Origin of the sequence: Stenotrophomonas sp. RS-48 (assembly GCF_030053245.1) — a bacterium.
Taxonomy (GTDB): Bacteria; Pseudomonadota; Gammaproteobacteria; order Xanthomonadales; family Xanthomonadaceae; genus Stenotrophomonas; species Stenotrophomonas maltophilia_P.
The window spans coordinates 14317-26833 of the sequence record NZ_JASGBV010000037.1; the positions used below are offsets into that span (position 1 = coordinate 14317).

At 66.2% G+C, this 12517-nt stretch carries 13 protein-coding genes; 7 read left to right on the forward strand and 6 right to left on the reverse strand.

Annotated features, from left to right (window positions below; translation table 11 throughout):
• Positions 1-9: 9 nt before the first annotated feature.
• Complete coding sequence (locus tag QMZ25_RS07855) at positions 10-279, reverse strand: hypothetical protein (RefSeq protein WP_053517866.1); 270 nt, start codon at positions 277-279, stop codon at positions 10-12.
• Positions 280-418: 139 nt separating this feature from the next.
• Positions 419-1630: an MFS transporter gene (locus tag QMZ25_RS07860; RefSeq protein ID WP_164153102.1), complete on the reverse strand. Its 1212-nt coding sequence runs from the start codon at positions 1628-1630 to the stop codon at positions 419-421.
• A gap of 307 nt (positions 1631-1937) precedes the next feature.
• Between QMZ25_RS07860 and QMZ25_RS07865 the strand changes: the two genes are divergently transcribed.
• Positions 1938-2444 (forward strand): N-acetyltransferase, encoded by a 507-nt coding sequence (locus QMZ25_RS07865; protein ID WP_164153108.1) that lies wholly within the window; start codon positions 1938-1940, stop codon positions 2442-2444.
• Positions 2445-2454: 10 nt separating this feature from the next.
• Here the strand turns inward: QMZ25_RS07865 and QMZ25_RS07870 are convergent, their stop codons facing one another.
• Positions 2455-2892: an acetyltransferase gene (locus QMZ25_RS07870; protein WP_164153107.1), complete on the reverse strand. Its 438-nt coding sequence runs from the start codon at positions 2890-2892 to the stop codon at positions 2455-2457.
• Between the two features lie 111 nt (positions 2893-3003).
• On the opposite strand from QMZ25_RS07870, the gene tadA reads away from it, so the two are divergent.
• The 4 genes from tadA to QMZ25_RS07890 all read left to right on the forward strand — a co-directional run bounded on the left by tadA (position 3004) and on the right by QMZ25_RS07890 (position 6399).
• The gene (gene tadA / locus QMZ25_RS07875) at positions 3004-3528 is read left to right on the forward strand and encodes a tRNA adenosine(34) deaminase TadA (protein ID WP_164153106.1); all 525 of its coding nucleotides are present in this window, start codon (positions 3004-3006) and stop codon (positions 3526-3528) included.
• Between the two features lie 75 nt (positions 3529-3603).
• Positions 3604-4176, forward strand: a complete 573-nt coding sequence (orn, locus tag QMZ25_RS07880; protein WP_053517870.1) for an oligoribonuclease — start codon at positions 3604-3606, stop codon at positions 4174-4176.
• 64 nt (positions 4177-4240) lie between these two features.
• Entirely contained in the window at positions 4241-5113 is an 873-nt protein-coding gene (locus QMZ25_RS07885; protein ID WP_283219409.1) for an EcsC family protein, read from the forward strand.
• Between the two features lie 170 nt (positions 5114-5283).
• Positions 5284-6399, forward strand: a complete 1116-nt coding sequence (locus tag QMZ25_RS07890; protein ID WP_283219410.1) for an alkene reductase — start codon at positions 5284-5286, stop codon at positions 6397-6399.
• Positions 6400-6504: 105 nt separating this feature from the next.
• Here the strand turns inward: QMZ25_RS07890 and QMZ25_RS07895 are convergent, their stop codons facing one another.
• The 3 genes from QMZ25_RS07895 to ppsA form a co-directional block, all read right to left on the reverse strand.
• Complete coding sequence (locus QMZ25_RS07895) at positions 6505-7404, reverse strand: mechanosensitive ion channel domain-containing protein (protein ID WP_253119946.1); 900 nt, start codon at positions 7402-7404, stop codon at positions 6505-6507.
• Between the two features lie 112 nt (positions 7405-7516).
• Positions 7517-8290, reverse strand: coding sequence for a hypothetical protein (locus QMZ25_RS07900; protein WP_283219411.1), 774 nt, complete (start codon positions 8288-8290; stop codon positions 7517-7519).
• 162 nt (positions 8291-8452) lie between these two features.
• Positions 8453-10831 (reverse strand): phosphoenolpyruvate synthase, encoded by a 2379-nt coding sequence (gene ppsA, locus QMZ25_RS07905; protein ID WP_253119942.1) that lies wholly within the window; start codon positions 10829-10831, stop codon positions 8453-8455.
• A 145-nt stretch (positions 10832-10976) separates the two neighbouring features.
• Between ppsA and QMZ25_RS07910 the strand changes: the two genes are divergently transcribed.
• Together QMZ25_RS07910 and QMZ25_RS07915 are read left to right on the forward strand one after the other, a co-directional pair.
• Positions 10977-11798 (forward strand): pyruvate, water dikinase regulatory protein, encoded by an 822-nt coding sequence (locus tag QMZ25_RS07910; RefSeq protein WP_053517875.1) that lies wholly within the window; start codon positions 10977-10979, stop codon positions 11796-11798.
• A 177-nt stretch (positions 11799-11975) separates the two neighbouring features.
• The gene (locus tag QMZ25_RS07915) at positions 11976-12488 is read left to right on the forward strand and encodes a DUF1249 domain-containing protein (protein WP_053517876.1); all 513 of its coding nucleotides are present in this window, start codon (positions 11976-11978) and stop codon (positions 12486-12488) included.
• Positions 12489-12517: the final 29 nt, after the last annotated feature.

A 12517-nucleotide genomic window follows, 5' to 3' on the forward strand; every position in this document is an offset into this window, starting at 1 on the left:
GCCTGCGGTCTACGCGACGCAGATCATGAACAGTGCGGACAGCGCCAGCATCAGCATGAAGACCCGTCGGCTCAAGGCCAGGCAAGCCAGGCAGGCGGCCAGGGCCCAGGCCGCCAGCAGGACGCAGGTGAGCAGCCACAGTCCGGTGGTCATCAGTGACCCCGCAGCGATGGCCGACAGAGCGGACGCCTTGAACAGCGCGATACCCAGCACACTGCCCAGCACGCCGGCCTGCAGGGCGACCGCGTCATGGTGGGCAGGGGCACGGCGGGGAGGCATTGCGGTCCGGACGATCGACCAGGGGGTGTTGATCGAAGTCTGCCCGAACGGATATCCACGCCATGTGTAGTCCCGTCGGCGGCCGCCGCAGGCCTGCCTGCCGCGTGCGGCGCTGCGGGACGGCCGGAGGACAGCAGTGTCAGTGACTGCGGGCGACCGTGCGTGCGCGGTTCTTTTCCAGCATCACCGCTACGCACCACAGCAGCAGGCCACCGAAGGCCGTGGCTGCGCCGACATAGCCGGTGGTGGCGGGGCTGAAGCCGGAGCTGATGGCCATGCCACCCAGCCACGGTCCCAGCGCGTTGGCGGTGTTGAACGCGGCATGGTTGGAGGCCGCAGCCAGCGTCTGCGCTTCTCCCGCCACATCCATCAGGCGGGTCTGCAGCACGGCGGCAAGCGCACCCATGGTGCCCACGGTGATGATCATCGGGCCGATGGTCCACACCGACTGCGCAGCCAGCGGATACAGCAGCAGCATCACGATCGACCACGCCAGTACCAGCGCGGCGGCCTTGAAGTGGAATCTGTCCACCAGCCAGCCGCCGGCGATGTTGCCGATGATGGCGCCGATGCCGAACACACCCACGGCGAGCGGCATCCACGATTCGGCAACCCCGGTCACCTGCACCAGGGTCGGCGCAAGATAGGTGAACACACAGAACATGCCGGCGAATCCGACCGCACCGATGGCCAGTGCCAGCCATACCTGCGTGGTGTTGAAGGCGCGCAGCTCGCGCATCGGCGAGGTGCGCACCTCCTCCGGGTCGGGCAGCAGGAAGCGCGCGATCATCGCAACGGTGGCAATGGCCAGCAGGGTGACCAGCGCAAACGCCGTACGCCAGCTCAGTTGCTGGCCCAGCCAGGTGGTGAGCGGGTTGCCGATCAGGATGGCGATGGACAGGCCGAGCAGCACGCGCGACATCGCCTGGCCGCGCTGGCCGGCCGGGCTGATCGCCGCCGCTACCAGCATCGCCACGCCAAAGTAAGCGCCATGCGGAAGGCCCGCGACGAAGCGCGCGATGAGCATGGTGGCGTAGTTCGGTGCCAGCGCGCTGGCCAGATTGCCGACTGCATAGAAGCCCATCAGCGCCAGCAGCAGGCGACGGCGCGGGAAGCTGGCGCCGACGAACGCCAGGACCGGTGCACCGACCACCACGCCGATGGCGTAGGCGCTGATGAGATGGCCGACCTGTGTTTCGGTGATCGACAGGCCACGACTGATTTCCAGCATCAGGCCCATGCTGGCGAACTCGCTGGTACCGATGGCAAAGCCGCCGAGCGACAGGGCGAGGATGATCAGGGTGCGCTGGCGGGGCGTCAGCTGCGCGGCCAGGGAGGAATTGGGGCTCATGCGGGGGCGCAGGGGGCGGGGGAGCAGGCTATTGTACTGCTGCACCGCAACAGGGGTCATCGCCGGCTGCCAAGAATCAGCGTCCGGCCAGTGGTAGTGCTGCGCACCGCATGTTGACGGGATCTCCATTTCCATGAACATCTCCATAGCCGAGCAGAGCACCGTGCGGGTGCCTGCCCAGGCAGCTGCATCGCTGTCTTCCGCGAGACCTCCGCGGTTGGACAATCGCGGATGCACGGTTGTTACACCCTTCGTTCCCTGTCGCGGCGGTCTCCGGGCCGGTGCGTGGCCTAGCTCAAGGTGCTCCATGACACTTTCCATCCGTACTGAAATGCCGGCCGACATCGCCGCCATCCATGCCCTGACCACCGCCGCTTTCGCCACGGCCGGACACAGCAGTCACACCGAGCAGTACATCGTTGATGCGCTGCGCGAGCGCGGCGAGCTGAGCATCTCGCTGGTGGCCGACGCGGTCGGAGAAGTCATCGGCCACGTCGCTGTTTCGCCGGTGTCCGTCAGCGACGGCAGCAGCGGCTGGTACGGCCTGGGCCCGATCTCGGTGCTGCCGGAGCGACAGGGGCAGGGCATCGGTACCGCATTGATGCGCGCGGCCATCGAGGCGCTTCGCCAGCAGCACGCGCGAGGCTGCGTGTTGCTGGGCGAGCCGGCGTACTACGCTCGTTTCGGCTTCCGCGCCGAGCCGGGGCTGGTGCTGCCGGGCGTTCCTGCCGAGTACTTCCAGGCGCTGTGCCTGCAGCCGCCACTGGCGCAGGGAGAGGTGCGCTACTCCCGGGCGTTCGAAGCGACCCACTGATCGCGGGCGTTCAGCCCGCGTGCCGAAGATGGATCAGCGGATACGGACGGCCCTGTGAATCCAGCGCTGAGCGGCCGGTCTCGGTGAAGCCCATGCGCAGGTAGAACCCCACTGCCTGCGCATTCTGCGCATTGACGTCGGTGCTCAGCTGCGGATGCACGGCCAGTGCGTGCTGCAGCAGCTGACGGCCGATGCCGGTGCCGCGCACGTCTGGGTCGATGAACAAGGCTTCCAGATGCGTCCCGTCGATCAACATGAAGCCCAGAGGACGATCATCTGCATCCACGGCCACGGTGGTCGGCGCCTGGGGCAGGAAACCAGCCACTTCGGCATCGATGGCCAGGCGGTCTTCAGGGCTGAGGAAGTCGTGGGTGGCGTCGACGGCGCGGCGCCACAGGTCGACGAGTGCGGCACCGTCATCGGCGCGCGAGGGGCGCAGGGTGGTCATGGGGGGGAACGTGAAGCGGGCAGGCAGCACAGTATGACGTCATTCTGGCATCCGCTGCGCAGCCCGGCGTTACACTGTGCGCCTGAGCTCTGCCGCCTCACGGAAACTGCCATGACCGACGCTCCGGGTGTACCGGTGCACGACGCCGACGAACAGTGGATGCGCCATGCGTTGGCGCTGGCCGAGCGCGCGCAGCGCGAGTTCGACGAGATCCCGGTCGGTGCGGTGCTGGTCGGTGCCGACGGCCAACTGCTGGGTGAGGGCTGGAACCTCAATATCGCTTCGCACGATCCCAGCGCGCACGCCGAGATCGTGGCGATGCGTGCCGGCGGCCAGGCGCTGGCCAACCATCGACTGTTGGGCAGCACGCTGTACGTGACGCTGGAGCCCTGCGCGATGTGCGCGATGGCAATCGTGCATGCGCGCGTGTCGCGGCTGGTCTACGGTGCCAGCGACCCGAAGACCGGTGCCTGTGGTAGCGTGTTCGACCTGCTGGGCGACGCGCGCCACAACCACCGCGTGGAGATCCACGGCGGGGTGCTGGCCAAGGAGGCGAGCACGCGGCTGACCAACTACTTCCGCGCCAAGCGCGGCAAGCCGCCCCTGTTGCTGGAACGCCCGGCGGACGAGGGATGAGCAGCGAAAGGGTATGATGGGCGCCCCTTTCCTTTTCCGGCGGCCCGCGGGCCAGCCCTGCAGCGAGACGACACGATGGTGGAGAACGGCGCGGCCAACGAGCGATTGATCTGGATCGACCTGGAAATGACCGGGTTGGATACCGACAACGATTCGATCATCGAGATCGCCACCGTAGTGACCGATGCCCAGCTCAACGTGCTGGCCGAAGGACCGGAATTCGCCATCCATCATCCGCTGGAGACGCTGGAGGCGATGGACGAGTGGAACCGCAACCAGCATCGTCGTTCCGGCCTGTGGCAGCGCGTTCTGGACAGCAGCGTGACCCTTGCCCAGGCCGAGGCGCAGACGGTGAATTTCCTGGCGGAGTGGATTCCGGCTGGCCTATCGCCGATGTGCGGCAATTCGATCTGCCAGGATCGCCGCTTCCTGCACCGGCAGATGCCGCGCCTGGAGAAGTACTTCCACTACCGCAACCTGGATGTGTCCACGGTGAAGGAACTGGCCAGGCGCTGGGCGCCGGGCGTGGCCGCTGGCGTCGGCAAGAACAGCAGCCATACCGCACTCAGCGACGTGCATGATTCGATCAACGAGCTGCGCCACTATCGCCGGTTCATGGGCGCGCTTTCAGGGTTGCCGACTGCCTGAACGACGACGCCGGGCATGGCCCGGCGCTACCCATCGTTCAACCGCGTGGCGCTACTATCGGCCCATGAACGAGCCGATCCTGCTGCCGCGCGATATCGCCCACGACGCCCGCGACTGGGCCGACCTGCAGCGGGCGGTGGCACTGCTGGAGGCGCCGACCCTGACCGCGCGCATGGCCAACCTGGTCGGCACGCCGCTGGAGTTCGCAGTGAAGGCCCTGCCGACGTCGGTGTCCAGCCGCATCCACGGCGCGGTGCAGGCGGCGCTGTCGAAATCCGCGCAGGCAGCGCTGTGGAGCATGGACAATTCACCCGGCAAGGGCGCATCCACCCGCTGGCACAAGGTGGCTGCCGCAACGTCCGGCGCGGTCGGCGGTGCCTTCGGTTTTGCCGCGTTGTTCATCGAACTGCCGGTGTCGACCACCATCATGATGCGCGCCGTGGCCGATGTGGCGCGCAGCGAAGGCTTCGACCTGTCCGAGTTCAGCACACGTCAGGCCTGTCTGGAGGTGTTCGCGCTGGGCGGCAATTCGCCGCGCGACGACGCCAGCGAGACGGGCTACTACCTGGCCCGCGGCTTCACCACCGATGTGATGCGCCACCTGTCGGCCGAGCTGGCCGGCCGCGTGGTGACCGGCCGCGACCTCACCCTGGGCGTGGCCCCGAAGGAGGCCGGCAAGCTGTTGGCCAAGGTGGTGGAGAAGGTCGCCGCGCGTTTCGGTGTGGTGGTGACCGAGAAGTTCGCCGCGCAGGCGGTCCCCATCGTGGGTGCTGCCGCCGGCGCCACGCTCAACACCATGTTCACCGACTACTACCAGGACATGGCACGCGGTCACTTCATCGTGCGCCGGCTGGAGCGCAAGTACGGTGAGGATGTAGTGCGCACCTGCTATGACCGCGTGGCGCATGGCGGCGCCCTGATCGAGCCGACGCTCTAACCGGTGTCGGAGTCAGATCCCTTTGCCGTGCAAAGGGATCTGACCCCGGGCGAGACCTCAAGCGAGCCTATCATTGCCCCGGCGGAACAACTGTTTTGCCAGTCCGTGCCTGTTGCCCGGCGGGCGCCATCCCCATTCTTTGCGGCACTCCCCCGCAAGAGATGGCCGACATGCTGTTCACTCCCCACCGCCTGGGCGCACTGACCCTGCCCAACCGCATCGTGATGCCGCCGATGACCCGTTCGCGTGCGGCCCACGGTAATGTTGCCACCGCCGAAATGGCGGCGTACTACGCGCAACGTGCCGGCGCCGGCCTGATCATCAGCGAAGGCACCCAGATCAGCCCGCAGGGCCAGGGTTATGCCTGGACCCCGGGCATCCACAGTCCGCAACAGGTACAGGGGTGGCGCCAGGTCACCGATGCGGTACACGCGGCGGGCGGACGCATCTATGCGCAGCTGTGGCACGTGGGCCGTGTTTCGCATGTTGCCCTGCAGCCGAACGGTGAGGCTCCGGTGTCGTCGTCGGCATTGCTGGCCGAAGGCGTGAAGGTGTTCGTTGACCCGACCGGTGCCGGTCCGGAGGCCGGCGTGGGCGAGATGATCCAGCACTCGATGCCGCGCGCCCTGCGCGAGGACGAGATTCCAGGCATCGTCGAGGAATATGCACAGGCGGCGCGCAATGCACTGGCGGCGGGCTTTGATGGGGTCGAGCTGCATGGGGCCAATGGCTATCTCATCAACCAGTTCATCGATTCGCAGGCCAACCAGCGCACCGATGGCTATGGTGGCGCGCTGCAGAACCGGCTGCGCTTCCTGCGTGAGGTGACGCGGGCGGTGGTTGAGGTGGCGGGCGGCGACCGGGTGGGGGTGCGCCTGGCGCCGCTGACCACGCTGCAGGGGGCGGTGGACGATACGCCGCAGGCCACCTATCTGGCGGCCGCGCATCTGCTGGGCGGGCTGGGTGTGGGCTACCTGCACATCGCCGAAGCCGACTGGGACGACGCACCACCGATGCCGCTGGCGTTCAAGCAGGCGCTGCGCATGGTCTATCCGGGCACGCTGATCTACGCCGGCAAGTACACCGCCGAGCGCGCCGAGCAGGCACTGGCCGAAGGCTGGGCTGACCTGATCGGCTTCGGCCGGCCGTTCATCGCCAACCCGGACCTGCCGGAGCGGCTGCGCCAAGGTTCGGAACTGAACCTGCCGGACCGCGCGACGTTCTTCGGAGGCGGGGCGGTGGGCTTCACCGATTACCCGACGCTGGAAGAGAGCGTCGCTGCCTGATTCCGCATCCGCCGGGCATGGCCCGGCGCTACCCGTGCCGACCGGTCGAGCAGGTAACGCCGGGCCATGCCCGGCGAGCGCGCAGCGCGGGATGAGGCGCGGCGGTCAGGGCGTGTCGCGCACCAGCGCGTCGGCCTCGACCACGCCACCGTCCTTGCCGTGCAGGTACAGATGCATGTCCTGCTGCGGGTAAGGAATGTTGATACCAGCCTTGTCGTAGCCCAGCTTGATCTGCTCGAGCAGCGTCACCTTCGTGCCGAACCAGTCGGCCGACTTCACATAGCAGCGGATGCCCAGATTGATCGCGTGCGCGCCCAGCTCGTAGACCACCACGTCCGGCACCGGCGTCTGAAGTACGCGCGGGTCGGCCTTCATCAGCGCGAGGGCGGTATCGCGCGCCAGCTGGATGTCGTCGTCGTAGCCGATGCCGACCACCAACTCGACGCGACGGGTCGGTTCGGCCGTGAGGTTGATGATCGGCGCCGCGGTGATCAGGGTGTTCGGAATGGTGGTGTGCTGGTTGTCAGCGCCGGTGATAACGGTCTGGAAAATGCGCACTTCGCGTACCGTGCCGGTCTGGCCGGCGACCGTCACCACATCGCCCACGCGGAACGGGCGCAGGGTCACCAGCATCACGCCTGAAGCGATGTTGGACAGCGAATCCTTCAGCGCCAGGCCGACGGCCAGGCCTGCGGTACCGAGCACGGCCAGCAGCGGGGTGATCTGCACGCCCAGCGTGCCGATGGCCAGCACCACCACGATCACCAGCGATGCGGCGTAGACCACGTTGCGCAGGAAACTGCCCAGCATCGGGTCCACGCCCATGCGCGCGGTCGCGCGCGGCATCGCGTTGGACAGGCGGCGTGCCACCCACAGGCCGACCAGCAGCACCACGATGGCGGCCAGCAGTGGCACGCCATAGGTTTCCAGCAGGCGTTCCCAGTTGAGCGAGTGGAACCAGGGCGTTGCGGCGGGGGATGAGGCGGGTGGGGTAGTAGCAATCATGCGGGCTCCTTGTCGAACCGGGCGCGGCGCTCAAGAACGCCAGAAACGAAAAACCCCGCAGAGGCGGGGTTGCATGCGAGCAGATTATCGACATGGCGGGATGAACGTGGTGTCAGCCGCCTTCGATCAATGCGCCTGTACCCTTGAGCAGCGAGCGTAGTCCTTGCACCAGATGCGGTTCTACCGTGCTGAGCCAGAGGCGGCCGGGCACCAGTTCGTCCAAGGTGCAGCCGGGGCTACCTTGCAGTATCCCCGCCAGTGTCTTGCCGGGCGCGACGGGCGCACCCAGCTGCGCTGGATTCAGCAGGCTAAGGGGAAAAATGTTGCGGGCCCTGCGCAGGCGAACCTCCGGCGGAGCGTCATACCAGATCTGGTTGCGGTCTTCTTCATCCTGCGGCTGTGTTCCATCACAGTAGCCGATGATGTAGGCCTGCGGGCTGCGCTCAAAGGGTGGGTGGGTGACGTAGCCGAAGTCCCAGTCATACAGGGCGATCAGCCCCGCCAGAAGCTCCCGGAATGAATGCGGTTCCAGAGGGAAGCGAGCATCCTTGGAGAACAGAGCGAATTGCGTTCCAAGCTCACGACTGGAGAAGAAATCGGCGGATGCCGTCAGATCGTAGGCGGGCGCGTCACTTCCTTTGGGTACAGCGTCAACACCGAGGAGAGTCAGCTCGTTGAAGCCAGTGGCCAGAAGTCTTCGATGTGCTGCATTGCCCAGCTTCGCCAACTTGCCGCTCTGGCCCTTTCCGTCAGCCGCAAAGTGGGTGGCCTCTACTCCACGCTTTTCGAGCATGGATATAGCCAACTCGTGAAACTTCTGGAAATCCTGCGCTCCTGCCAGTGGGCCGGAGTAGTTGAACAGTCCAAGCGCGAAGGGGATGGTCATGAGGCGAATGTTGCCGGGAAGTGACTTCAGTCCTCGCAGTGTGCGTCGGCCAAGTCAGGGCGCCTACTGGAATAGTTGCAAATGTCGTATCGGGCCCGTAGGTCCTCCCCAAAAGCAGAAACCCCGCCGAGGCGGGGTTTCTGTTTTCAGCTTGTGGCTGGATCAGCCGTTGGCCTTCAGCTTGGCCAGGCGCAGCCAGGTATCGACCACGGTGTCCGGGTTCAGCGACACCGATTCAATGCCTTCCTGCATCAGCCATTCGGCCAGGTCCGGGTGATCGGACGGGCCTTGGCCACAGATGCCGACGTACTTGCCCTTGGCCCGTGCCGACTTGATCGCCATCGACAGCAGCTTCTTCACTGCCGGGTTACGTTCGTCGAACAGATGGGCGACGATCGACGAGTCGCGGTCCAGGCCCAGGGTGAGCTGGGTCAGGTCGTTGGAGCCGATCGAGAAGCCGTCGAAGATCTCCAGGAACTCATCGGCGAGCAGTGCGTTGGACGGCACTTCGCACATCATGATGATCTTCAGGCCGTTCTCGCCCTGCTTCAGGCCGTTCTGGGCGAGGACTTCCACCACCTTGCGGCCTTCTTCCAGCGTGCGCACGAACGGAATCATGACCCAGAGATTGTCCAGGCCCATTTCATTGCGCACGCGCAGCACGGCCTTGCACTCCAGCGCGAAGGCAGCCGAGAAGCTCGGATCGACATAACGGCTGGCGCCGCGGAAGCCGATCATCGGGTTCTCTTCGTGCGGCTCGTAGTTGCTGCCGCCGATCAGGTTGGCGTACTCGTTGGACTTGAAGTCCGACAGGCGCACGATCACCGGGTTCGGCGCGACCGACGCGGTGAGGGTGGCGATGCCCTCGGCCAGTCGGTCCACGTAGAAGCTGACCGGGTCGCCATAGCCGGCGATCTTCTCGTCGATCTTCTTCTTCGTTGCCGCGTCCTGGCGGTCGTACTCCAGCAGCGCGTTCGGGTGGATGCCGATGTGGCTGGCGATGATCATTTCCAGGCGCGCCAGGCCGATGCCGGCGTTCGGCAGCTGGCCGAAGTCGAAGGCACGTTCCGGGTTGGCCACGTTCATCATGATCTTCAGCGGAGCCGGCGGCATGTTGCCCAGATCGGTGGTGGTGCGCTCAAAGCCGAGCTTGCCTTCGTAGATGAAGCCGGTATCGCCTTCAGCGCAGCTGACGGTGACCAGCTGGCCGTCTTCGATGACCTTGGTGGCGTTGCCCGAGCCGACCACGGCCGGTACGCCCAGTTCGCGGGCGATGATCGCGGCGTGGCAGGTACGGCCACCGCGGTTGGTGACGATGGCCGAAGCGCGCTTCATCACCGGTTCCCAATCGGGATCGGTCATGTCGGCAATCAGCACGTCGCCCGGCTGCACGCGGTTCATGTCGTCCAGCGTCTTCACCACGCGGGCCACGCCCGAACCGATCTTGGCGCCCACGGCACGGCCTTCGGCCAACACGTTACCGCCCTTCTCGGTCAGCGCGAAGCGCTCGATCTGGGTGGCGTGGCTGCGCGACTTCACCGTCTCCGGGCGCGCCTGCACGATGAACAGCTTGCCGCTGACACCGTCCTTGGCCCACTCGATATCCATCGGGCGGCCGTAGTGCTTTTCGATCACCAGCGCCTGCTTGGCCAGTTCCTGCACGTCCTCGTCGCTGATCGAGAAGGTGTTGCGCAGTTCGGCCGGAGTGTCCTCGATCCTGACGCGCTCGCCGGGAACGTCCGAGTAAACCATGCGGATCGCCTTGCTGCCGAGCGAGCGGCGCAGGATCGCCGGCTTGCCGGCCTGCAGGGTGGGCTTGTAGACGTAGTACTCGTCCGGGTTGACCGCGCCCTGCACGACCATTTCGCCCAGGCCGAAGGACGAGGTGACGAACACCACGTCGCGGAAGCCCGATTCGGTATCCAGGGTGAACAGCACGCCGGAGGAACCCACGCCCGAGCGCACCATCAGCTGCACGCCGGCGGACAGGAACACGTCCTCATGCTTGAAGCCGTGGTGTACGCGGTAGGCGATGGCGCGGTCGTTGTACAGCGAAGCGAACACTTCCTTGACCTTGTGCACGACATCGTCGGCACCGGTGACGTTGAGGAAGGTTTCCTGCTGGCCGGCGAACGAGGCGTCGGGCAGATCTTCGGCGGTGGCCGAAGAGCGCACCGCCACGGCCACGTCGCCGCCGCCGTTCTCGGCGCTCAGCTTGGCGTACGCGGTCCGGATGTCCTGGTCCAGCTGCGGCTGCAGCGGAGCGTCGATGACCCAGCCACGGATTTCCTTGCCGGCCGCGGTCAGCGCGGTAACGTCCTCGACGTCCAGCGTGGCCAGCTTGTCGAAGATGCGCTTGGACAGATCGTTGTGCGCGATGAAGTCCTTGAAGGCTTCAGCGGTGGTGGCATAACCGCCTGGCACCGACACGCCCAGACCGGCCAGATTGCCGATCATCTCGCCCAGCGACGAATTCTTGCCGCCTACGCGGGCCAGGTCGGCCAGACGCAGTTCGTGCAACCACAGGATGTTCTCGTTCAAGCGCGATGCTCCGTTTGGCCATCGCCCGAGGCGGGCTGTAATGGCCGCGTCCGTAGGAAGAAGCCGATATGATGCCGGGCAGAGTACCGTCGGCACAAGCTTGTGCTGGCGGCCTTTTTAGGCTTCGTAGGGGGTAAAAGCGCGCATGTCGACCATCCGCCCGGTGTTCTATGTTTCCGATGGAACCGGTATCACCGCTGAAACCATTGGACATAGCCTGCTGACCCAGTTCTCCGGGTTCAGCTTCATTACCGATCGCATGTCGTTCGTCGATGACCCCGAAAAGGCCCGTGAAGCCTGTGCCCGGATCCAGGCGGCGGGGGAGCGCTACCAGGTCCGGCCGATCGTGGTGAACTCCTGCGTGGACCAGAGCCTGAGCCTGATCCTGGCCGACAGCGGGGCGCTGATGCTGGACGTGTTCGCGCCGTTCATCGAGCCGCTGGAGCGGGAACTGTCCAGCCCGCGCCTGGCCCGGGTCGGCCAGGCCCACGGCATGGTCGATTTCGACACCTACCACCGCCGCATCAATGCGATGAACTTCGCCTTGACCCACGACGACGGCATCGCGGTGAACTACGACGATGCCGACGTGATCCTGGTGGCGGTGTCGCGGGCCGGCAAGACCCCGACCTGCATCTACCTGGCCCTGCACTACGGGGTGCGCGCAGCCAACTATCCGCTGACCGATGAAGACCTGGAAAGCGACCGCCTGCCTGCGCGGCTGCGCAACTACCGGCGGAAGCTGTTCGGCCTGACCATCGACCCGGACAGGCTGCAGCAGATCCGCCAGGAGCGCCGGCCGAACTCACGCTACGCCAATCTGGAAACCTGCCGGCGCGAAGTGGCGGCGGCCGAGACCATGTTCCGCATGGAGAGGATTCCGACCCTGAGCACCACGCACACTTCCATCGAGGAAATCTCCAGCAAGGTGCTGGGCACGCTGGGGCTGCAGCGCGAAATGTACTGATCCTCTCCCGGCGGCGCCGGCGATGCCGGGCCACGCTGGATGGCTGCGCTGCGCGCTCGCCGGGCCTGGCCCAGCGCTACCTGTCAGCGCGTGGATGCACACGGACGATCGCGGCCGGTGGGTTGGCTGCGGCGTGAACCGCCCCCACGTTGAACCACCAACGTGTAGGATCGACCCATGGCCCGAGCCTTGCCCCGCACCGAACGCATTCCCCGCCTGAGCCGGCTGAGCTGGCTCATGGGCCTGTATGCGGAAAACTACCGGCACCTGGTGCGCCTGTTCGCACCGGCCGAGCTGGTTGCGGGCAGCTACATCTCTTCGGTGGGTGATGGTCTGGATGTGCGTCTGGACGTGATCGAGTGCCATCGCTACACCGTCGAACTGCGCCTGACCTACGACCTGGCCGACCCGGTGACCGGCGAGCCGGACCCGTCGGCCTATGTGCGCCTGTACCGCGACGCACGCCAGGCTGAAACCACCCATTGCTACGTCGGCCGCCGCTGGCAGGACACCATGGGGCTGTATCCGCCGCCGGCCGAACTGATCAGCCACCGCATGCGGATGAACACCTTCCTCGGCAAGTGGCTGGAATACCTGGCCGAGCGTGGCCATGGCGTGGCCACCCTGCGTCGCGATCCGGACGGCAGCGCGGCAGCCGATGGCGAGCGTCGCCTGTCGCTGGTGCGCTGATCGGCCATAATCCGGGGCTGACCTGCCGC

What these genes read in the sequence shown, in the direction of transcription:
- QMZ25_RS07855 (WP_053517866.1), bottom strand. Translation starts at nt 279, where the DNA reads ATGCCTCCCCGCCGTGCCCCTGCCCACCATGACGCGGTCGCCCTGCAG.
- QMZ25_RS07860 (WP_164153102.1), bottom strand. Translation starts at nt 1,630, where the DNA reads ATGAGCCCCAATTCCTCCCTGGCCGCGCAGCTGACGCCCCGCCAGCGC.
- QMZ25_RS07865 (WP_164153108.1), top strand. Translation starts at nt 1,938, where the DNA reads ATGACACTTTCCATCCGTACTGAAATGCCGGCCGACATCGCCGCCATC.
- QMZ25_RS07870 (WP_164153107.1), bottom strand. Translation starts at nt 2,892, where the DNA reads ATGACCACCCTGCGCCCCTCGCGCGCCGATGACGGTGCCGCACTCGTC.
- tadA (WP_164153106.1), top strand. Translation starts at nt 3,004, where the DNA reads ATGACCGACGCTCCGGGTGTACCGGTGCACGACGCCGACGAACAGTGG.
- orn (WP_053517870.1), top strand. Translation starts at nt 3,604, where the DNA reads ATGGTGGAGAACGGCGCGGCCAACGAGCGATTGATCTGGATCGACCTG.
- QMZ25_RS07885 (WP_283219409.1), top strand. Translation starts at nt 4,241, where the DNA reads ATGAACGAGCCGATCCTGCTGCCGCGCGATATCGCCCACGACGCCCGC.
- QMZ25_RS07890 (WP_283219410.1), top strand. Translation starts at nt 5,284, where the DNA reads ATGCTGTTCACTCCCCACCGCCTGGGCGCACTGACCCTGCCCAACCGC.
- QMZ25_RS07895 (WP_253119946.1), bottom strand. Translation starts at nt 7,404, where the DNA reads ATGATTGCTACTACCCCACCCGCCTCATCCCCCGCCGCAACGCCCTGG.
- QMZ25_RS07900 (WP_283219411.1), bottom strand. Translation starts at nt 8,290, where the DNA reads ATGACCATCCCCTTCGCGCTTGGACTGTTCAACTACTCCGGCCCACTG.
- QMZ25_RS07910 (WP_053517875.1), top strand. Translation starts at nt 10,977, where the DNA reads ATGTCGACCATCCGCCCGGTGTTCTATGTTTCCGATGGAACCGGTATC.
- QMZ25_RS07915 (WP_053517876.1), top strand. Translation starts at nt 11,976, where the DNA reads ATGGCCCGAGCCTTGCCCCGCACCGAACGCATTCCCCGCCTGAGCCGG.